Annotated in this window: 19 protein-coding genes and 1 tRNA gene; 15 read left to right on the forward strand and 5 right to left on the reverse strand. The window is 67.6% G+C overall.

The window, feature by feature from the left end:
• Nucleotides 1–33 precede the first annotated feature (33 nt).
• From AC07OX_RS16995 to AC07OX_RS17030, 8 genes are all read left to right on the forward strand, one after another.
• Nucleotides 34–708, forward strand: coding sequence for a Crp/Fnr family transcriptional regulator (locus AC07OX_RS16995; protein WP_062481025.1), 675 nt, complete (start codon nucleotides 34–36; stop codon nucleotides 706–708).
• A 95-nt stretch (nucleotides 709–803) separates the two neighbouring features.
• Entirely contained in the window at nucleotides 804–3,254 is a 2,451-nt protein-coding gene (locus AC07OX_RS17000) for a DNA translocase FtsK (RefSeq protein WP_354342492.1), read from the forward strand.
• A 184-nt stretch (nucleotides 3,255–3,438) separates the two neighbouring features.
• Nucleotides 3,439–4,080 carry an outer membrane lipoprotein periplasmic chaperone LolA gene (lolA, locus tag AC07OX_RS17005; protein WP_495261108.1) on the forward strand — a complete coding sequence of 214 codons (642 nt, stop codon included), beginning with the start codon at nucleotides 3,439–3,441 and terminating at the stop codon, nucleotides 4,078–4,080.
• A 26-nt stretch (nucleotides 4,081–4,106) separates the two neighbouring features.
• Entirely contained in the window at nucleotides 4,107–5,399 is a 1,293-nt protein-coding gene (locus AC07OX_RS17010) for a replication-associated recombination protein A (protein ID WP_139703237.1), read from the forward strand.
• Nucleotides 5,400–5,627: 228 nt separating this feature from the next.
• Nucleotides 5,628–6,557 carry a branched-chain amino acid ABC transporter permease gene (locus tag AC07OX_RS17015; RefSeq protein WP_062481019.1) on the forward strand — a complete coding sequence of 310 codons (930 nt, stop codon included), beginning with the start codon at nucleotides 5,628–5,630 and terminating at the stop codon, nucleotides 6,555–6,557.
• Nucleotides 6,558–6,570: 13 nt separating this feature from the next.
• Nucleotides 6,571–7,779 (forward strand): branched-chain amino acid ABC transporter permease, encoded by a 1,209-nt coding sequence (locus AC07OX_RS17020; RefSeq protein WP_495261107.1) that lies wholly within the window; start codon nucleotides 6,571–6,573, stop codon nucleotides 7,777–7,779.
• A gap of 17 nt (nucleotides 7,780–7,796) precedes the next feature.
• Nucleotides 7,797–8,570 carry an ABC transporter ATP-binding protein gene (locus AC07OX_RS17025; RefSeq protein ID WP_056572293.1) on the forward strand — a complete coding sequence of 258 codons (774 nt, stop codon included), beginning with the start codon at nucleotides 7,797–7,799 and terminating at the stop codon, nucleotides 8,568–8,570.
• Between the two features lies 1 nt (nucleotide 8,571).
• A complete protein-coding gene (locus tag AC07OX_RS17030; protein WP_172438340.1) occupies nucleotides 8,572–9,345 on the forward strand; it encodes an ABC transporter ATP-binding protein in 774 nt (257 codons plus the stop codon).
• Between the two features lie 64 nt (nucleotides 9,346–9,409).
• Here the strand turns inward: AC07OX_RS17030 and AC07OX_RS17035 are convergent, their stop codons facing one another.
• Together AC07OX_RS17035 and AC07OX_RS17040 are read right to left on the reverse strand one after the other, a co-directional pair.
• Nucleotides 9,410–9,868, reverse strand: coding sequence for a (2Fe-2S)-binding protein (locus tag AC07OX_RS17035; protein WP_056572291.1), 459 nt, complete (start codon nucleotides 9,866–9,868; stop codon nucleotides 9,410–9,412).
• Nucleotides 9,869–9,879: 11 nt separating this feature from the next.
• Nucleotides 9,880–12,075: a xanthine dehydrogenase family protein molybdopterin-binding subunit gene (locus AC07OX_RS17040; RefSeq protein WP_495261106.1), complete on the reverse strand. Its 2,196-nt coding sequence runs from the start codon at nucleotides 12,073–12,075 to the stop codon at nucleotides 9,880–9,882.
• Between the two features lie 155 nt (nucleotides 12,076–12,230).
• Between AC07OX_RS17040 and AC07OX_RS17045 the strand changes: the two genes are divergently transcribed.
• Nucleotides 12,231–13,007 carry a Crp/Fnr family transcriptional regulator gene (locus tag AC07OX_RS17045; RefSeq protein WP_307637485.1) on the forward strand — a complete coding sequence of 259 codons (777 nt, stop codon included), beginning with the start codon at nucleotides 12,231–12,233 and terminating at the stop codon, nucleotides 13,005–13,007.
• Here the strand turns inward: AC07OX_RS17045 and AC07OX_RS17050 are convergent.
• Entirely contained in the window at nucleotides 12,979–13,956 is a 978-nt protein-coding gene (locus AC07OX_RS17050; RefSeq protein WP_495261105.1) for a Bug family tripartite tricarboxylate transporter substrate binding protein, read from the reverse strand. The two genes, AC07OX_RS17045 and AC07OX_RS17050, sit on opposite strands and share 29 nt — an antisense overlap.
• 46 nt (nucleotides 13,957–14,002) lie before the next feature.
• Entirely contained in the window at nucleotides 14,003–15,067 is a 1,065-nt protein-coding gene (locus AC07OX_RS17055; RefSeq protein ID WP_492697327.1) for a CDP-6-deoxy-delta-3,4-glucoseen reductase, read from the reverse strand.
• A 74-nt stretch (nucleotides 15,068–15,141) separates the two neighbouring features.
• On the opposite strand from AC07OX_RS17055, the gene AC07OX_RS17060 reads away from it, so the two are divergent.
• The 3 genes from AC07OX_RS17060 to AC07OX_RS17070 all read left to right on the forward strand — a co-directional run bounded on the left by AC07OX_RS17060 (nucleotide 15,142) and on the right by AC07OX_RS17070 (nucleotide 17,032).
• Entirely contained in the window at nucleotides 15,142–16,077 is a 936-nt protein-coding gene (locus AC07OX_RS17060) for an SDR family oxidoreductase (protein WP_495261104.1), read from the forward strand.
• 13 nt (nucleotides 16,078–16,090) lie between these two features.
• Entirely contained in the window at nucleotides 16,091–16,513 is a 423-nt protein-coding gene (locus AC07OX_RS17065) for a RidA family protein (RefSeq protein ID WP_495261103.1), read from the forward strand.
• 69 nt (nucleotides 16,514–16,582) lie between these two features.
• A complete protein-coding gene (locus AC07OX_RS17070; protein WP_495261102.1) occupies nucleotides 16,583–17,032 on the forward strand; it encodes a hypothetical protein in 450 nt (149 codons plus the stop codon).
• A gap of 104 nt (nucleotides 17,033–17,136) precedes the next feature.
• On the opposite strand, the gene AC07OX_RS17075 is transcribed toward AC07OX_RS17070, so the two are convergent.
• A tRNA-Leu gene (locus AC07OX_RS17075) sits at nucleotides 17,137–17,221 on the reverse strand.
• A gap of 41 nt (nucleotides 17,222–17,262) precedes the next feature.
• Here AC07OX_RS17075 and cysM point away from each other — a divergent pair.
• The 3 genes from cysM to AC07OX_RS17090 all read left to right on the forward strand — a co-directional run bounded on the left by cysM (nucleotide 17,263) and on the right by AC07OX_RS17090 (nucleotide 19,023).
• Complete coding sequence (gene cysM / locus AC07OX_RS17080; protein WP_062479803.1) at nucleotides 17,263–18,165, forward strand: cysteine synthase CysM; 903 nt, start codon at nucleotides 17,263–17,265, stop codon at nucleotides 18,163–18,165.
• 65 nt (nucleotides 18,166–18,230) lie between these two features.
• Entirely contained in the window at nucleotides 18,231–18,806 is a 576-nt protein-coding gene (locus AC07OX_RS17085) for an NUDIX domain-containing protein (RefSeq protein WP_056572274.1), read from the forward strand.
• Nucleotides 18,796–19,023 carry a sulfurtransferase TusA family protein gene (locus AC07OX_RS17090; protein WP_159275550.1) on the forward strand — a complete coding sequence of 76 codons (228 nt, stop codon included), beginning with the start codon at nucleotides 18,796–18,798 and terminating at the stop codon, nucleotides 19,021–19,023. The genes AC07OX_RS17085 and AC07OX_RS17090 overlap by 11 nt, the downstream gene beginning before the upstream one ends.
• The last annotated feature ends 65 nt before the right edge of the window (nucleotides 19,024–19,088 follow it).

Below are 19,088 nucleotides of genomic sequence, written 5' to 3' on the forward strand. Positions count from 1 at the left end.
GATCACATCGCGCGCTGTTTCAGGGATTGATTAATGTCGATGCTGTCCAACCTTGAATTGCTTCGGCGCGTTCCATTGTTCGCGTCGTTGACGGCCTCGCAGTCCGCAAGCATTGCGGATGCGATCATCAAGAAGCGCTTCAAACGCGCCGAGGTCGTCGTGGAGCAGGGCAAGAAATCCGATGCGCTGTACATCATCCTGACCGGCCGCGCCCGCGTCACGAGCGCCGACAGCCGTGGCCGCGAGGTGATCCTGGCCACGCTGCATCCCGGCGACTACCTCGGCGAGATGAGCCTGATCGACGACGAGCCGCATTCGGCCACCGTGCGCACCGAAATCCAGTGCGACGTGCTCATGCTGGGCCGCGACGCCTTCGCGCGCTGCCTGCCCGAGAACTCCTCGATGGCCTACAACATCATGCGCGGCCTGGTGCAGCGCCTGCGCCACGCCGACCGCAAGATCGAGTCGCTGGCGCTGATGGACGTGTACGGTCGCGTCGCTCGCGCACTGCTCGAGTTCGCCAGCCAGGACGGCATGGGCAACCTCAAGGTCCGCGACAAGATCTCCCGCCAGGACCTGGCCAAGATGGTCGGCGCGTCGCGCGAAATGGTGAGCCGCGTCATGAAGGACCTGGAAGAGCGCGGTTTCGTCCAGTCCCAGGAAGACGGCTCGGTGATCATCAAGGACCGGCTCCTGACGCTGACCTGAGCCCATAGGCCGGGCGCTTTCGGTGTCCACGGCCTTTTGTTGTAGTGTTCGGGGCGGCCGGCCTGCGTTTTTTCGGGCCGGGCGCCGTGCTTTTCATGACCTATTCGCTCCATACGCTTCAATCGTCCTCCTCTTCTTCCGCTGCCGAAGGGCAACCCGTGCGCCTGCGCGCCCTGCGCTTCGCCCACGAAATCACCTTGATCGCCGGGTTCGCAGCCCTCCTGTTCTGGCTGCTGGCGATGCTGAGCTTCACCCCGTCCGATGCCGCCTGGTCGACCTCGGGCACGGGCGGTGAGATCAAGAACTGGGGCGGCCGCATCGGCGCCTGGCTGGCCGATGGCAGCTACTTCCTTGCCGGCTATTCCGTCTGGTGGTGCCTTGCGGCGGGCCTGCGCGCGTGGCTCTCGTCGCTGGCCGGCTGGCTGCGCGGCGGCGAACCGACGCCGGCGGTCGAACAGCCCCCGCGCGGCCGCTTCAACCGCAGCCGCCTCGCTTTCTGGTTCGGCCTGGTCCTGCTGCTGTGCGCGAGCGCGGTGCTCGAATGGTCGCGCCTGTACCGGCTCGAATCGCACCTACCGGGGTCGGGCGGCGGCGCCCTCGGCTACCTTGTCGGTCCGGCGAGCGTGCGCTGGCTGGGCTTCACGGGCTCGGCGCTGGTCGCCATCGCCGGCGGCGTGATCGGCTCGGCGCTGGTGTTCCGTTTCTCCTGGAGCCTGATCGCCGAGCGCATCGGTGCCCGTGCGTACTCGCTGTTCGAGTCGCGCCGTGAAAAGCGCGAAATGGCGGCCGACATCGCCATGGGCAAGCAGGCCGCGCGCGAACGCGCCGGCGACGAGGAAGAGCTGGCGCCCGCGCCGCGCGCCAAGAAAATGCGCCCCAGCAAGGAGGCCACGTTCGGCGACGCCGGCCCTCTCGAGCCGAGCTTCGACGACGAAGAGGAAGAAGTCGCGCCCAAGCGCCGACCTGCATCGCCGCCGGTGCAGATCGAACCCGCGATGACCGAGGTCCCCCGCAGCGACCGCGTCGTCAAGGAGCGCCAGAAGCCGCTCTTCAAGGAACTGCCCGACAGCAAGCTGCCGCAGGTCGACCTGCTCGACGCCGCGCTGGTGCGCCAGGAGACGGTGTCCTCCGACACGCTCGAGATGACCTCGCGCATGATCGAGAAGAAGCTCAAGGACTTCGGTGTCGAGGTGCGCGTGGTGCTCGCTTCGCCGGGCCCCGTCATCACGCGCTACGAGATCGAGCCCGCCACCGGCGTCAAGGGCTCGCAGATCCTCGGCCTCGCCAAGGACCTGGCGCGTTCGCTCTCGCTGGTGTCGATCCGCGTGGTCGAGACCATTCCTGGCAAGAACTACATGGCGCTCGAACTGCCGAACGCCAAGCGCCAGTCGATCAAGCTCAGTGAAATCCTGGGCTCGCAGGTCTACAACGAGGGCAAGTCGATGCTCACGATGGGCCTGGGCAAGGACATCATCGGCAACCCCGTGGTGGCCGACCTCGCGAAGATGCCGCACGTGCTGGTGGCCGGTACCACCGGCTCGGGCAAGTCGGTGGGTATCAACGCGATGATCCTGTCGCTGCTCTACAAGGCCGAGGCACGCGACGTCCGCCTGCTCATGATCGACCCGAAGATGCTCGAAATGTCGGTCTACGAAGGCATCCCGCACCTGCTGGCGCCCGTGGTCACCGACATGCGCCAGGCGGCGCACGGCCTGAACTGGTGCGTGGCCGAGATGGAGCGTCGCTACAAGCTCATGAGCAAGCTCGGCGTGCGCAACCTGGCCGGCTACAACACCAAGATCGACGAAGCCAAGGCGCGCGAGGAGTTCATCTACAACCCCTTCAGCCTCACGCCGGACGATCCGGAACCGCTGAAGCGCGAGCCGCACATCGTGGTCATCATCGACGAGCTGGCCGACCTGATGATGGTGGTCGGCAAGAAGATCGAAGAGCTGATTGCCCGCCTGGCGCAAAAGGCCCGCGCCGCCGGCATCCACCTGATCCTGGCCACGCAGCGCCCCAGTGTCGACGTGATCACCGGCCTCATCAAGGCCAACATCCCCACGCGCATCGCGTTCTCGGTGGGCTCCAAGATCGACAGCCGCACCATCCTCGACCAGATGGGCGCCGAGGCGCTGCTGGGCATGGGCGACATGCTCTACATGGCCAGCGGCACCGGTCTGCCGATCCGCGTGCATGGTGCCTTCGTGAGCGACGAGGAAGTGCATCGCGTGGTGGCCTACCTCAAGAGCCAGGGCGAGCCCGACTACATCGAGGGCGTGCTCGAAGGCGGCACGGTCGATGGCGACGGTGATGGCGACCTGCTCGGAGGCGGCGACGGCGAAAAGGACCCGATGTACGACCAGGCGGTCGAGGTCGTGCTCAAGAACCGCAAGGCCAGCATCTCGCTGGTGCAGCGCCACCTGAAGATCGGCTACAACCGCGCCGCGCGCCTGGTCGAGGACATGGAAAAGGCCGGCCTCGTGAGCGCCATGAGCGGCAGCGGCCAGCGCGAGATCCTCGTGCCCGCACGCCAGGCGGAGTGACCCGCCGGCGCACCATCGACGACGACCCGCATCACCACCGCGGCAGGGCTGGTTACGTGCTGAGAGGCAATTTGCAAACGCGCACCGGCGCTGCTGCAAATCTTCATGAAAGCCTACAGAAGCCGGCACCTGCGGCGGGTAGTGTCGATGGGCATCGCAGCAACGTTTTTCCGAGGAATCCCCCATGAAGAAAACCCGCCTCTGGCTGTTGGCCGGCCTGATCTGCACGGTGGCCGGCAGTGCCTGGGCCGACGGGCTCGAAAGCCTCGAAGCCTTCGTGAAGACGGTCAAGTCCGGCCGCGCCGAGTTCACCCAGACCGTGACGGCCCCGCCGCGCGAGGGCCAGCCGGGCCGCGTCAAGACCTCGACCGGCACCTTCGAATTCCATCGCCCCGGCAAATTCAAGTTCGACTATCGCAAGCCCTTTGCCCAGAGCATCGTGGCCGACGGCAAGACGCTCTGGCTCTACGACGCCGACCTGAACCAGGTCACGCAGCGCGCCCAGGCGCAGGCGCTGGGTTCGACGCCCGCCGCGCTGATTGCCTCCGCCGCCGACCTGCGCGCCCTGCAGGCTGACTTTGCGCTGGAAGCCGCGCCCGAGCGCGACGGCCTGCAGTGGGTCAAGGCCACGCCGAAGAACAAGGACGGCCAGCTGCAGAGCGTGATGGTCGGCTTCCAGGGTGACGCGCTCGCGGCCCTCGAGATCCTGGACAGCTTCGGCCAGCGCTCGGTGCTCAAGTTCAGCAAGGTCGAGGTGAACCCGGCCTTGCCCGCGAGCACCTTCGACTTCAAGGCGCCCGCGGGTGCCGACGTGCTCAAGCAGTAATCACCCACAGCAGGACAGTCCCCGGTTTGGCCCCGCGCACCCACCAGCCCCTCGCCGAGCGCCTGCGTCCCAAGACGCTCGGCGAAGTGATCGGCCAGCAGCACCTGCTCGGTCCGGGCATGTCGCTGCGCATCGCCTTCGAGTCGGGCCAGCCGCACTCCTGCATCCTCTGGGGGCCGCCGGGCACCGGCAAGACCACCATCGCGCGGCTCATGGCCGACGCCTTCGACGCGCAGTTCCTGAGCATCAGCGCAGTGCTGGGCGGCGTGAAGGACATCCGCGAGGCGGTCGAGCAGGCCACGGCAGCGCGCGACGGGCTCACGCAGCAGCGCACCATCGTCTTCGTCGACGAGGTGCACCGCTTCAACAAGAGCCAGCAGGACGCGTTCCTGCCGCACGTCGAGTCGGGCCTCTTCACCTTCATCGGCGCGACCACCGAGAACCCGTCGTTCGAAGTCAATTCGGCCTTGCTGTCGCGGGCGGCGGTGTACGTGCTGCAGTCGCTCAACGAAGGCGACCTGAAGCAGATCGTTGCCAAGGCGCAAGCGATCCAGGCGGTTCCGGCCATCGACGAGGCGGCCATCGACCGCCTGGTCGCCTACGCGGACGGCGACGCGCGCCGCCTGCTCAACACGCTCGAGACCCTGGCCGTTGCGGCCGGCGCCGAGAAGCTCACGAACATCACCGACGAGTGGCTGCTGCGCGTGCTCGGCGAGCGCATGCGCCGCTACGACAAGGGCGGCGAGCAGTTCTACGACACCATCAGCGCGCTGCACAAATCGGTGCGCGGCAGCGACCCCGACGCCGCACTCTACTGGTTCGTGCGCATGCTCGACGGCGGCGCCGACCCGCGCTACATGGCGCGCCGCCTCGTGCGCATGGCCAGCGAAGACATCGGCCTGGCCGACCCGCGTGCGCTGCGCCTGGCGCTCGATGCGGCCGAGGTCTACGAGCGACTGGGTACCCCCGAAGGCGAGCTGGCACTGGCCGAATGCGTGGTCTACCTGGCCATCGCGCCCAAGTCGAACGCGGTCTACAAGGCCTACAACGCGGTGCGCGCGCTGGTGAAGAAAGACAGCACGCGCCCGGTGCCGATGCACCTGCGCAATGCGCCGACCAAGCTCATGAAGGAGCTCGACTACGGCAAGGGGTACCGCTACGCGCACGACGAGGAGGGCGGTTTCGCCGCCGGCGAGCGCTACCTGCCCGAGGGCCTGGAAGGCCAGGTGTTCTACGAACCGGTCGAGCGTGGACTCGAAATCCGCATCGCGGAAAAGCTGCGCGAACTGCGTCGCCTCAACACAAATTCAGATCGCTGATACAGGTTTGCGCATCTGCATGACTTCACGCGCATACAGCATGAAGTGAGCGGGTAAACCCCGGTCATCCCGCCCCAAAACAGCGCCGGGGCGTGTCTACAATCCCGCCCACCAAATCTGCCGGCGACACATGTTGGCTGGTTTTTTGCTTGTCAAGCCAGTGGCGCCAAACCGGTGCCTCGGTAGGTGAATGGCACCCGCAAGGTGCAACACATAGGGAATCGCGTTATGGAAATATTGCTGCAGCAGATCATCAACGGTCTGGTTCTCGGCAGCATGTATGCCTTGATAGCCTTGGGCTACACCATGGTGTACGGCATCATCAATCTGATCAATTTTGCGCACGGTGAAGTGCTGATGGTGGGGGCGCTCACGAGCTGGACCATCATCGGGCTCATGAAGGACGGAATGCCCAACACCCCGGGCTGGCTGATCCTCTTCGTTGCGCTGATCATTGCCTGCGTCGTCGCGGCAAGCCTCAACTTCGTGATCGAGAAAGTGGCCTACCGGCCGCTGCGCAACAGCCCCAAGCTCGCACCGCTCATCACCGCCATCGGCGTGTCGATCCTGCTGCAGACGCTGGCCATGATCATCTGGAAGCCGACCAACAAGGCGTATCCCAACCTGCTGCCGACCGACCCCATCCACGTGGGCGGCGCCGTGATCTCTCCGACGCAGGTCATGATCCTCAGCGTCACGGCGTTCTCGCTCGTGATCCTGATGTGGCTGGTCAACTACACCAAGCTCGGCCGCGCGATGCGCGCCACCGCCGAGAACCCGCGCGTCGCGGCGCTCATGGGCATCCGGCCCGACATGGTCATCTCGGCCACCTTCATCATCGGCGCCGTGCTCGCGGCCATCGCCGGCGTGATGTACGCCTCCAACTACGGCATCGCGCAACATGCGATGGGCTTCCTGCCCGGCCTCAAGGCCTTCACCGCGGCCGTGTTCGGCGGCATCGGCAACCTGGCCGGCGCGGTGGTCGGCGGCATTTTGCTCGGCCTCATCGAGGCCATCGGCTCCGGCTACATCGGCACCCTCACGGGTGGTGTGCTGGGCAGCAACTACAGCGACATCTTCGCTTTCATCGTGCTGATCGTGATGCTCACGCTGCGGCCTTCTGGTCTGCTCGGCGAGCGCGTGGCGGACCGGGCCTGAGGAGCAGCACACCATGAAGAACAGCAAGAACCTCGCGCTCTACATCCTCGGCGTGGTCGCCGTGCTGGCGCTGCCCATCCTGTTGCAGACCCAGGGCAACGCCTGGGTGCGCATCGCCGACATCGCATTGCTCTACGTGATGCTCGCGCTCGGCCTGAACATCGTGGTCGGCTACGCCGGCCTGCTCGACCTGGGCTACGTGGCCTTCTTTGCGGTCGGCGCGTACCTCTACGCGCTGATGGGTTCGTCGCACCTCTCGGACACCTTTCCGTGGTTCAAGGCGATGTTCCCGAACGGGCTGCACACCTCGCTCCTGATCGTGGTTCCGCTCGCGCTGGTGGTGGCCGGGGTGCTCGGCGCGATGCTGGGGGCGCCCACGCTGAAGCTGCGCGGCGACTACCTCGCGATCGTCACGCTCGGCTTCGGTGAAATCATCCGGGTGTTCCTGAACAACCTGGACCAGCCGATCAACATCACCAACGGGCCGAAGGGCATCACGGCGATCGACTCCATCAAGTTCTGGGGCCTCGACCTCGGCAAGGCGTGGAAGTTCGACGGCTTCACGATCTCCTCGGTCACGCTGTACTACTACCTGTTCCTGGCGCTGGTGGTGGCCACCATCATCATCTCGCACCGCCTGCAGATCTCGCGCATCGGCCGCGCCTGGATGGCCATCCGCGAAGATGAAATCGCTGCCAAGGCGATGGGCATCAACACCCGCAACATGAAGCTGCTGGCCTTCGGCATGGGCGCCAGCTTCGGCGGCGTGTCGGGCGCGATGTTCGCAGCCTTCCAGGGCTTCGTGTCGCCCGAGTCCTTCAGCCTGATGGAGTCGGTGATGATCGTCGCCATGGTCGTGCTGGGCGGCCTTGGGCACCTGCCTGGCGTCATCCTGGGTGCCGTGCTGCTGGCCGCGCTGCCCGAAGTGCTGCGCTACGTGGCCGGCCCGCTGCAGGCGATGACCGACGGCCGCCTCGACGCGTCCATCCTGCGCCAGCTGTTCATTGCCCTCGCCATGATCATCATCATGCTGATGCGCCCGCGCGGCCTGTGGCCCTCGCCGGAACACGGCAAGACGCTAACAAAGAAGGGCGGCGTGCCCGTCGACCCGGCCCATGCGGCCGTGGCGCCCGGAACGCTGCAGACCCATGCACCGGGCATCGACAGCCCCGCTGACGAAGTGCCGGGTGCGGCATCGCGTCCCATGTCCATCAATCCGTGAGCCAAGGACACACAGACATGACGACAGACACCATCCTCGACGTTCGCGGCATCTCCAAGCGCTTCGGCGGGCTGCAGGCCCTCTCGGACGTGGGCATCACCATCAAGCGCGGCCAGGTCTACGGCCTGATCGGGCCGAACGGCGCCGGCAAGACGACCTTCTTCAACGTGATCACCGGGCTGTACACGCCCGACAGCGGCACCTTCGAACTGGCCGGCAAGCCCTACCAGCCGACGGCCGTGCACGAAGTGGCCAAGGCCGGCATTGCGCGCACCTTCCAGAACATCCGCCTCTTCGCCGAAATGACGGCGCTCGAGAACGTGATGGTCGGGCGCCACATCCGTACGCATTCCGGCGTGTTCGGCGCCATGCTGCGCACCAAGGGCTTCAAGGCCGAAGAAGCGGCCATCGCCAAGCGGGCGCAGGAGCTGCTCGACTACGTGGGCATCGGCAAGTTCGCCGACTACAAGGCGCGCACGCTGAGCTACGGCGACCAGCGCCGCCTCGAGATCGCGCGTGCCCTGGCCACCGACCCCCAGCTCATCGCGCTGGACGAACCGGCCGCCGGCATGAACTCGACCGAGAAGGTCCTGCTGCGCGAGCTCATCGACCGCATCCGCAAGGACAACCGCACGATCCTGATCATCGAACACGACGTCAAGCTCATCATGGGCCTGTGCGACCGCGTCACCGTGCTCGACTACGGCAAGCAGATTGCCGAGGGCAACCCGGTCGAGGTACAGAAGAACGAAAAGGTGATCGAGGCCTACCTCGGCACCGGAGGACATTGAGATGAGCACCGCAGAAGCAACGATGGCCACCGCGACGGCACCGGCCGCCGCCAAGGCCGCAGGCAAGAACCTGCTCAAGGTCCGCGGCCTGAAGGTGGGCTACGGCGGCATCCAGGCCGTGAAGGGCGTGGACTTCGACGTGTTCGAGGGCGAGCTGGTCTCGCTCATCGGCTCCAACGGCGCCGGCAAGACCACCACCATGAAGGCCATCACCGGCACGCTGCCGGCCGGCGCGGGCGACATCGAATTCCTGGGCCGCAGCATCAAGGGCCGCGGCGCCTGGGACCTGGTGGGCGAGGGCCTCGTGATGGTGCCCGAGGGCCGCGGCGTGTTCACGCGCATGACGATCACCGAGAACCTGCAGATCGGCGCCTACATCCGCAACGACAAGGCCGAGATCGCCAGCGACATGGAGCGCGTGTTCGTGACCTTCCCGCGCCTGCGCGAGCGCAAGGACCAACTGGCCGGCACGATGTCGGGCGGCGAACAGCAGATGCTGGCCATGGGCCGCGCACTCATGGCGCGTCCGAAGGTGCTGCTGCTCGACGAGCCCACCATGGGCCTGTCGCCCATCATGTGCGACAAGATCTTCGAAGTGGTGCAGACCGTGGCCTCGCAGGGCGTCACGATCCTGCTGGTGGAGCAGAACGCCAACCGCGCGCTGCAACTGGCCGACCGTGGCTACGTCATGGAGTCGGGCCTCATCACGATGAACGGCGACGCCAAGGAACTGCTGCGCGACCCGCGCGTGCGCGCCGCCTACCTCGGCGAGTAAGCGCCGCCAGCGTCAACCGGCCAGCACCGCAGAGCGCGGTGGCTGGCCGTTTTTCCGTCGGTCCCTAGCCCATCATCGCGGCGGCGGCCTTGATCGCTTCGCGGATGCGGCCGTAGGTGCCGCAGCGGCACACGTTCTCGATGGCGTCGATGTCGGCATCCGTCGGGGTGCGCGTGCGGCGCAGCAGGTCGACCGCGGCCATGATCTGGCCCGGCTGGCAGAAGCCGCACTGCGGCACGTCCAGGTTCATCCAGGCCTGCTGCACCGGGTGCAGCGTGTTGCCGTTGGCCAGGCCCTCGATGGTCGTCACCTGGCGGCCGCGCACGTCGGACACGCGCACCGAGCAGGTCGTCACGGCCTTGCCGTCGACGTGGCAGGTGCAGGCCTTGCACACGTTGATGCCGCAGCCGTACTTCGGGCCGGTGATGCCGAGCTTGTCACGCAGCACCCACAGCAGCGCCAGGTCGTCGGGCGCCTCGACGTCGACGTTCTGGCCGTTCACCTTGAAAGATTGCACAGGCATGGCGGGTCTCCTCAGGCGGGGATCGGAACGTTGACGGGCGTGGGCAGCTTGCCCGGCGGGATCGGCGTGAAGTCGACCGGGAAGTTCAGCGGGAAGCTGCGCGGCTTGATGCCGGTGGCGCGCCCATAGGCGTTGGCGATCGCACCCGAACTCGCCGACAGGCCGACCTCGCCCAGCCCGCCGATGGCCTCGCCGTTGGCCGGCAGGATGATGATCTTCACGTCCTTCGGGTAGTGCTTCATGCGCGAGAAGTGGTATTGCGAGTAGCTGCCCTCCAGCGGCAGGCCGTTCTGGATGTGCAGCCCCGCCGACAGCACCAGCGCGATCGATTCGCACAGGCCGCCCTGCAGCTGCGCCTCGATGCCCGAGGGGTTGATCGGCGTGCCGACATCGATGGCGATGGTGGCGCGCACCACGCGGGCCTGCGCCGGCACGCGCGCGTCGATCTCGACGATGCAGGCCGTGAAGGACTTCGACTCCTGGTGCACGCCCACGCCTTGCGCAAAGCCCGCCGGCATCGCCTTGCCCCATTGCGCGGCCTCCGCCACCGCCTTCAGCACCGCGCGGGCACGCGGCAGGCGCAGGTACTCAAGCCGGAAGGCGACCGGGTCCTTGCGCGCGGCGCGGGCCATCTCGTCGACCAGGATCTCTTCCACCAGCCGCGCGGGCTGGATGTGCACCGAGCGGTAGGAGCAGGTGTTCATGTCCATCGGCACGGGCGTCAGCAGCTTGGTCGTGACGCCGAAGTTGTACGGCGAGGTCACCATGGTCTTGAACATCACCTGCTCGATCGCGAAGTTGCCCACCGTCTGCGGGAAGGCGTTGGGCAGCGCGATGGCGGCGGCCTCGAGCATGTTGCCGAAGCCGTGGCGCGTGTCCAGCCGCACGCTGGCGATGCGCTGCTCGAAGGCGATGACCTGGCCCAGCAGCATCGTGGCGCGCGCCTTCTGGTAGATCGGCGGGCGGATGCGCGTGTGGCGCATGTCGTCGGTGCGGTGGTACATCAGGCGGCAGGGGCGCCCCAGCGCCTTCGACACCTGGATCGCCTGCAGCACCGGGTCCCAGAACAGGCGCCGCCCGAAGGAGCCGCCCGAGGGCACCGCATGCACGACGACCTTGTTCAGCGGCAGGCCCAGCTCGGCGGCCACCGCCTGCTGGGTGACGATGGGACTTTGCAGCCCGGCCCAGATTTCGGCGCGATCCGCTCGCACATCGGCAATCGCGCATTCGACTTCCATCGGACAGTGCGCGGCCGGCGCGAACTCGAACTCGGCCTCGACCGTAAGCGCGCCCAGCGGCGGCAGTGCAAAGGGCAGCAGCGACGACTTCAGCTTGCGCATGATGGTGGCGTTCGACTCGCCGTCGAGCGGGCCGGCGGCCCAGGTCACGTCGAGCGCGTTCACCGCGGCCCAGGCCTGGCCGAAGGTCTCGGCCATCACCGCCACGCCCGGCGGCGTCGGCGTGATGCCATTCGTGGCGGGAATCGGCACCACGCCGATCACGCCCGGCATGCCCATCACCGTGTTCAGGTTGTTGATGCCGACGAACTTGCCGTTGATGGTCGGCGGGCGCCGCACCATCGTCGGCTTGGCATTGGGCACCGCCTGGTCGAGCGTGAACTTCTTGCGGCCGGTGACGATGTCCAGCGCGTCGAGCCGCGTCACGCGCTGGCCGACCACCGAAGGCGTCGAGCCGGAGAGCAGGCCGCCGAGGCCGCCCAGCACTGGCATGCCGGCGTGCATCGAGCGCACGCTCGACGAGCCGCCCGTGAGCTGGTTCCAGATCAGCTCGGGGCTCGCGTCGGCCGAGGTGACTTCGATGGCACTCAGCGGCAGGCGCAGCTTGTCGGCCAGCATCATGGCGCTGGCCGTGGCGATGCCCTGGCCCACTTCAAGGCGCGGCAGTGCGAGGCGCACGCGGCCGTCGCCGGTGTTCGTCACCTTCACCAGCGGCATGGTCGGCAGCGAGGTCAGCGTGACCGCGTCGCCGATGTCGATCAGGTCGGTGGTGTCGGGCGGGGTCATGGGCAGGAGCGCGGCCACCGCGGAGGCGGGCGCCGTGAGGGCGCCGAGCCCTGCGATGCCGGCCGCCGCCGATGCCAGCGGCGCGGCCGTGGCGTAGCCGAGCACGTCGCGCCGGCGCAGGCCGTGCGCACCCCCGTCGTCCGGCCCGCGCGCGGGGCGCGGGTCCTTGTTCGAACGCTTCATCGTTGTCTCCTTGTTGTTTGGCGAACGCGGATGACTGTGGCACCATCGCCGCGCCGAAGATGTCGTTGCAACGACATTTCTTACGGACCCCGCCGACCGGCGCCTGCGACGGTTCGGCCGATGCGATGTCACGAGGGACGACAGCAGGAGGCGCGATGTCGAACGCGTTGGAGAACATGCTTCGCGAGAGCCTGTGGGCGCGCGCGCTCACGGACGACGAACTCGACCGCGTCGTCCAGGAGTCGCACGAGCGCGCGGTGCCGGCTGGCGGCTTCGTCGTGCGGCGCGGCGAGCCGGCCGATCACTGGATCGGCGTGATCGACGGCCTCATGAAGATGTCGGTGTCGCTGCCCGACGGGCGCGTGTCCACCTTCACCGGCGTGACCGCCGGCGGCTGGGGCGGCGAAGGCTCGCTGCTCACCCCCGGATGCTGGCGCTACGACGGCGTGGCGCTGCGGCCCACGCGCGTGGCCTGCGTGCCGCGGCACAGCTTCGAGCGGCTGATGTCCACCAGCATCGACTTCAATCGGTTTCTGTTGTTACACATCAATGCGCGACTGAGCCTGTTCATCGGCCTCATGGAATTCGATCGCCTGCTCGGCCCCGACGCGCGCGTGGCGCGCTGCCTGGCCAGCCTGTTCGACCCCATCCTCTATCCGCGCGCCACCCGCTTCGTGCGGCTGAGCCAGGACGAGATCGGCCTCTTGTCGGCGGTGTCGCGCCAGCGTGCCAACCGCGCGCTGCATGCGCTGCAGCGCGACGGCCTGTTGCGCATCGAACACGGCGGCGTGGAAGTGCTCGACCTTGCGGGCCTGCGCACCTACCAGAGCGGGGCGGCCGAAGCGGCGGCGGCCGTGGCTGCGGCCACCGACACGCAGGCCGCAGCGCCCCTGGACGACCTCGTCAGTCCACCTTCGCCCCGGTGGCCTTGACCACCTTCTCGTACTTGGCCAGTTCGCTCTTCATGAAGCTGCCGAACTGCTCGGACGAGTTGCCGACCGGCTCGGCCAGCATCGAGGCGAAGCGGGTCTTCGTTTCCGGCGCGTTCAGCGCGGCGACGAAGGCCTGATTCAGTTTCGCGACCACCTCGGGCGGCGTGCCGGCCGGTGCGACCAGGCCCCACCAGGTGTCGATCGAGAAGCCCTTGAGCGTGTCGGCCACGGGCGGCACGTCGGGCAGGGCGCTGCTGCGCTTGAGCGTCGTGACCGCGATCGCCTTCAGCTTGCCCGAGCGGATGTTCGGCGCGGCCGTGGCGAGGTTGTCGAAGTTGAAGTCGACCTGGCCCGACAGCAGCGCCAGCTGCGCCGGGTTGCCGCCGTTGTACGGAATGTGTACCGCGAAGATGCCCGCTTCCTTCTTGAACAGCTCGCCCGCCAAGTGGCCGGCGCTGCCGTTGCCGCCGCTGGCGTAGTTGAGCTTGGCCGGGTTGGCCTTGGCGTAGCGGATCAGGTCGGCCAGCGTGCGGATGTTCAGGCGGTTGGCCGTCTCGGCGTTCATCACCAGCACGTTGGGCACGCGCACCATCTGCGTGATCGGCGCGAAGTCGGTCGCGGCGTTGAATGGCATCTTGCTGTACAGCCACGGGTTCACCGCGTTCGTGGCCGTGGCCGCGATGCCGATCGTGAGGCCGTCCGCCGGCGCCTTGGCGACGAAGTCGGCGCCGATGTTGCCGCCCGCGCCGGGCTTGTTGTCGATGATGACCGGGCCGCCCAGCGTGTCCTTCACCTGCTCGGCCAGGATGCGCGCCGTGTTGTCGATCGGGCCGCCGGCCGCGTAGGGCACGACGAGGCGGATCGGGCGGTGTTGCTGGGCTGCAGCATGGCCAGTGCCGAGCACGGCAGCGCTGGCGATCAGGGTCAGGAGGAAGTGTCTCGTCTTCATGTTGTTCTGCGTCACGTCTGCGAAAAGGAAAGGGGAGCGCGAAGGCTCAGGGCAGGGCCTTGTCGGCTTCGGTGGTGAAGGCGTCGGCGAAGAACTCTTCTTCGGGCAGGCCCGCGAGCGCCACGTAGTCGCGCTTGGCCGAGTCGACCACGATCGGCGCACCGCAGGCATACACCTGGTGGCCCGACAGGTCCGTGAAGTCTTCCAGCACCGCCTGGTGGACGAAGCCGGTGCGGCCGGTCCAGTTGTCTTCCGGCGTGGCGTTCGACACCACGGGCACGTAGCGCAGGTTCGGCATCGCGGCCAGCTGCTCGCGCAGCCAGGCGTCCATGTACAGGTCTTCGGGGCGGCGCCCGCCCCAGTAGAGCGCGGCGGGCCGGTCGATGCCCTTGAACTGCATGTGCTCCAGCAGCGCCTTGATCGGCGCGAAGCCCGTGCCCGAGGCCAGCAGGATCATCGGCTTGTCGGAGTCTTCGCGCAGGAAGAAGCTGCCGAACGGGCCTTCGATGCGCAGAATCTCTTTTTCCTTCATCGCGCCGAAGACATGGTCGGTGAACTTGCCGCCCGGCAGGTGGCGCAGGTGCAGTTCCAGGCCCGTGCCCGGCACGGCCACCGTGTGCGGCGCGTTGGCCATCGAGTAGCTGCGGCGCGCGCCGTCGCGCAGGATGAACTCCACGTACTGGCCAGCGTAGAACTGCAGCGGCTCGCCGGCCGGCAGCTGCAGGCGCAGCATCATCACGTCGTGCGACTGGCGCGTGAGCGCCATCACGCGCACCGGCATCTTGCGGATCGGCAGCGCGCCGGCCTCGGTGACCTGGCGCGACTCCAGCACCACGTCGCTCGTCGGATGGGCGCAGCAGGTCAGCACGTAGCCGGCCAGTTGCTCCTCGGCGCTCAGCGCCTTGCTCTGGTGCGGGCCGAGCGTGACCTCGCCCGACAGCTTCTTGCACTTGCAGGAACCGCAGGCGCCGTCCTTGCAACCGTAGGGGAGGCCGATGCCCTGGCGGATGCCGGCCGCGAGGATGGTTTCGTCGCCCTGGACCACGAAGTGGCGCCCGCTGGGTTCGACGGTGATGGAAAAGCCCGCTTCGTGCGGCGCTGTAGCAGTCATCGGTATTCTTCGGGGGTGAACTTTCCCGGCTGCATGCGGCCGGGACAACTGAATTGAGACAGGAAACCCGGATTTTGCCTTCAATCAATAGTCCCTCCGGCGCACTGCCGGCCCGGTTCCGGCGCGAGCGCCTGCTGATCGTCGGCTGCGGCGACGTCGGCCAGCGCGTGGCGCGCAACCTGCGCGGGCGCATGCAGCTGGTGGCGCTCACGTCCTCGGCCGACCGCGTTGCGGCGCTGCGCGCGGCCGGCATCCGGCCGCTGGTGGGCAACCTGGACGACCGCGCCACCCTGCGCCGCCTGGCGGGCATCGCCACCCGCGTGGTGCACCTGGCGCCGCCCGCGCGCGAAGGCGGCGCGGCCTGGTGGCGCGACCAGCGCACCGTGTCGCTGGCGCAGGCGCTGCGGCTGCGCTCGCTGCCCTCGGCGCTGGTCTACGGATCGACCAGCGGCGTGTACGGCGACTGCGGCGGCGCGCGCGTGAGCGAAACGCGCGGCGTGCGCCCCGACACCCCGCGTTCCCACCGGCGCGTCGATGCCGAGCGCGCCGTGCGCTGGTTCGGCCGCAGCACCGGCGTGCGCACCAGCATCCTGCGCATCCCGGGCATCTACGCGCCCGACCGCGAGAACGGCACCCCGCGCGGCCGCCTGGAGCGTGGTACGCCCGTGCTGCGCCGCGAGGACGACGTCTACACCAGCCACATCCACGCCGACGACCTCGCGCGCGCCTGCGTGGCGGCGCTGTTTCGCGGCAAGCCCCAGCGCGTGGTGCACGCGTCGGACGACACCGAGCTGCGCATGGGCGACTACTTCGACCTGGCCGCCGACCTCTACGGCATGCCCCGCCCGCCGCGCGTGGCGCGCGATGAGGCGCAGCGGCAATTGCCGCTGCAACTGCTGAGCTTCATGGGCGAATCGCGCCGGCTCGACAACACGCGGCTCAAGCGCGAGCTGCGCGTGCGACTCGCGCATCCGACGGTGCATACCGGCCTGCAGCCGGCAGACGCCTGACAGGACGCAACCCGTGAGCAAACAGAGCATCCGTATCCCCGACGGCCATCCGACCTTCGGCTCGACCGCCGTCTTCGACACCTTCAAGTACGCGCCCGGCGTCAAGGCCGGCGGCCTGCTGTTCGTGGCGGGGCAGGTCGGCCTGCGTGCCGACGGCAGCGTGCCCGAGAGCGCATCGGAACAGGCCGACTGGGCCTTCCGGCGGCTGGGCGTGGTGCTCGAAAGCGCAGGGCTCGGCTTTGCCGACCTGGTGGAGATCGTGAGCTACCACGTCGACGTCGAGCACGAGCTGGCGGGCTTTCGCGAGGTGAAGGACCGCTACATCACCGGGGATTTTCCGGCATGGACCATCCTTGGCGTGGCGGCGCTGGCGCGGCCGGCGCTGCGGGTGGAGATTCGCGCCGTGGCGGCGTTGAAGACCGCGCAAGCGGGCTGACACCGAAGCGGATGGCCCCGGGGCCGGGCGTACCATGGCGAACCGATCGAAGCGAAGCGGACAAAACGAATGCCCCAAACGATTGAAGCGTTGCTTGCCGATCAAGGCGCACAGGCTGTCCTCGCCTACTTGAACGCGCGCGTGCCGCATCGGTACACCGGGATCTACAAGATCCGCGCCGACCTGGTCACGAGCCTCTACCTGCACGACAAGCAAGGCGAGCTGATCCCCGAGAACATCGCCAGCGTGCCCTTCGAGGCGAGCATCTGTCCCTTTGTCCTGCGTGACGGGTGGTTCCGCACCGACGACTCGAGCGTGGACGAGCGCTTTGCCACGCATCCCGGGCGGGACTACACCATCAGCTACCACGGCGTTCCGCTCTTGAACCCCTCGGGCGCGGTCGCCGGCACCTTGTGCCACTTCAACTTCACGGCCGTGCCGCTGCCGGACGACGAGTTCGAGCTGCTGCACCAGGCCGCCTTGTCGCTGCAGGTGAAGCTCGCCGACGTGCTTGGCTAGGGCGGGGCGCTGCCCGGCCTGGAAGGCCCCGAGGCAAAGAAAAACCCGCTGCGCCAGTGAAGCGAGCGGGTTTCTTGATGTGGGGGTGAGACGGTGTCGTCTCGTGGTGCCCGGGGCCGGAATCGAACCGGCACACCTTTCGGTGGGGGATTTTGAGTCCCCTGCGTCTACCAATTTCACCACCCGGGCACATCCGGAAGGAAGCCCAAAATTATGGCACAGTGGCTGGCATGAATTATCCGACGATCGAAGACGCCATCGGCAAGACCCCCCTGGTTGCCCTGCAACGCATCCATGCCGCGGAAAACGCCAAGCGCGGCAACGTGATCCTGGGCAAGCTCGAAGGCAACAACCCGGCGGGCTCGGTCAAGGACCGACCGGCGCTGTCGATGATCAAGCGGGCCGAGGAGCGCGGTGAAATCAAGCCCGGCGACACGCTGATCGAGGCCACCTCGGGCAACACCGGCATCGCGCTGGCGATGGCCGCGGCCATCAAGGGCTACCGCATGGTGCTGATCATGCCGGAGGACCTCTCGGTGGAACGCGCCCAGACCATGAAGGCCTTCGGCGCCGAGCTGGTGCTCACGCCCAAGAGCGGCGGCATGGAATACGCGCGTGACCTGGCCGAGCAGATGGTCGCCCAGGGCAAGGGCCGCGTGCTCGACCAGTTCGCCAACCCCGACAACCCGCGCATCCACTACGAGACCACCGGCCCCGAGATCTGGACCGACACGCAGGGCAAGATCACCCACTTCGTGAGCGCCATGGGCACCACGGGCACCATCACCGGCGTCTCGCGCTACCTGAAGGAAAAGAACCCGGCGGTGCGCATCGTCGGTGCGCAGCCGGCCGAAGGCTCGCGCATTCCGGGCATCCGCAAGTGGCCGGTCGAGTACCTGCCGAAGATCTACGACCCGAGCCGCGTCGACGAGGAAATCAGCGTGAGCCAGGACGACGCCGAAGAGATGTGCCGGCGCCTGGCGCGCGAAGAGGGCATCTTCGGCGGCATTTCGGCGGCCGGCGCGCTGTGGGCGGCCATCGAGGTGTCGAAGAAGGTCGAGAACGCCACCATCGTGTTCGTGGTCTGCGACCGCGGCGATCGCTACCTGTCGACGGGCGTTTTCCCCGCCTGATCCCTTCACACTGCGGCGGCGCCCACCGGGCGCCGCACGCCCGAGAAAAAGAACAGAGACTTCCCATGCCCCACCCCAAGTTCTGCCAGGCCTGCGCCACCCCGCTCGAATGGATCGCGTTGATGGAAGACGGCGGTCCCAAGGAGCGCCTGCGCTGCCCCAACTGCGGCCACACGCACTGGAACAACCCCACGCCCGTGCTGGCGGCCATCGTCGAGTACCGCGGCCAGGTGCTGCTGGCGCGCAATGCGGCCTGGCCGGGGAAGATGTTTGCGCTCATCACCGGCTTCATGGAGGCCGGCGAGACGCCCGAGGAGGGCATCGCGCGCGAGGTCAAGGAAGAAACCAACCTGGACGTCAGCGCCGCCAAGCTCGTCGGGGCCTACGACTTCCAGCGCATGAACCAGATCATCATCGCGTACCACGTGGTGGCCGACGGCGAGGTGAAGCTCTCGCCCGAGCTGGTGGACTACCGCCTCTACGACCTGCCCGACCTGCGGTGCTGGCCCGCCGGCACCGGCTACGCGCTGGCCGACTGGCTGCGCACGCGCGGCCACGAGCCGGTGTTCTTCACTGCCGCGGAAAACGAAGAGCGTCGTCGCGGCCTGAACCTGCCGCCGGAGCCTGGCAATGCAAGTTGACCGCGAAATCGACACGCGCGGCCTCAACTGCCCGCTGCCGATCCTGAAGGCGAAGAAATCGCTCAACGACATGGTGAGCGGCCAGCTGCTGAAGGTGGTGTCGACCGACCCGGGTTCGGTGCGCGACTTCCAGGCCTTCGCGCGCCAGACCGGCAACGAACTGGTGGCGCAGGAGACCGTGGGCAGCGACTTCATCCACGTGCTGAAGCGACGCTAGCGTCGGCAACCGACCAAAGAAAAGGGGCCTCGCGGCCCCTTCTTGTTTTCAGTGTGTTTCTCAGT

This window comes from Variovorax sp. GW821-FHT09D07 (genome assembly GCF_059416345.1).

Bases quoted from the DNA above. Each gene is read 5' to 3' on its own strand.
- AC07OX_RS16995 (WP_062481025.1), top strand. From the start codon at position 34: ATGTCGATGCTGTCCAACCTTGAATTGCTTCGGCGCGTTCCATTGTTC.
- AC07OX_RS17000 (WP_354342492.1), top strand. From the start codon at position 804: ATGACCTATTCGCTCCATACGCTTCAATCGTCCTCCTCTTCTTCCGCT.
- lolA (WP_495261108.1), top strand. From the start codon at position 3,439: ATGAAGAAAACCCGCCTCTGGCTGTTGGCCGGCCTGATCTGCACGGTG.
- AC07OX_RS17015 (WP_062481019.1), top strand. From the start codon at position 5,628: ATGGAAATATTGCTGCAGCAGATCATCAACGGTCTGGTTCTCGGCAGC.
- AC07OX_RS17020 (WP_495261107.1), top strand. From the start codon at position 6,571: ATGAAGAACAGCAAGAACCTCGCGCTCTACATCCTCGGCGTGGTCGCC.
- AC07OX_RS17025 (WP_056572293.1), top strand. From the start codon at position 7,797: ATGACGACAGACACCATCCTCGACGTTCGCGGCATCTCCAAGCGCTTC.
- AC07OX_RS17030 (WP_172438340.1), top strand. From the start codon at position 8,572: ATGAGCACCGCAGAAGCAACGATGGCCACCGCGACGGCACCGGCCGCC.
- AC07OX_RS17035 (WP_056572291.1), bottom strand. From the start codon at position 9,868: ATGCCTGTGCAATCTTTCAAGGTGAACGGCCAGAACGTCGACGTCGAG.
- AC07OX_RS17040 (WP_495261106.1), bottom strand. From the start codon at position 12,075: ATGAAGCGTTCGAACAAGGACCCGCGCCCCGCGCGCGGGCCGGACGAC.
- AC07OX_RS17045 (WP_307637485.1), top strand. From the start codon at position 12,231: ATGTCGAACGCGTTGGAGAACATGCTTCGCGAGAGCCTGTGGGCGCGC.
- AC07OX_RS17050 (WP_495261105.1), bottom strand. From the start codon at position 13,956: ATGAAGACGAGACACTTCCTCCTGACCCTGATCGCCAGCGCTGCCGTG.
- AC07OX_RS17055 (WP_492697327.1), bottom strand. From the start codon at position 15,067: ATGACTGCTACAGCGCCGCACGAAGCGGGCTTTTCCATCACCGTCGAA.
- AC07OX_RS17070 (WP_495261102.1), top strand. From the start codon at position 16,583: ATGCCCCAAACGATTGAAGCGTTGCTTGCCGATCAAGGCGCACAGGCT.
- cysM (WP_062479803.1), top strand. From the start codon at position 17,263: ATGAATTATCCGACGATCGAAGACGCCATCGGCAAGACCCCCCTGGTT.
- AC07OX_RS17085 (WP_056572274.1), top strand. From the start codon at position 18,231: ATGCCCCACCCCAAGTTCTGCCAGGCCTGCGCCACCCCGCTCGAATGG.
- AC07OX_RS17090 (WP_159275550.1), top strand. From the start codon at position 18,796: ATGCAAGTTGACCGCGAAATCGACACGCGCGGCCTCAACTGCCCGCTG.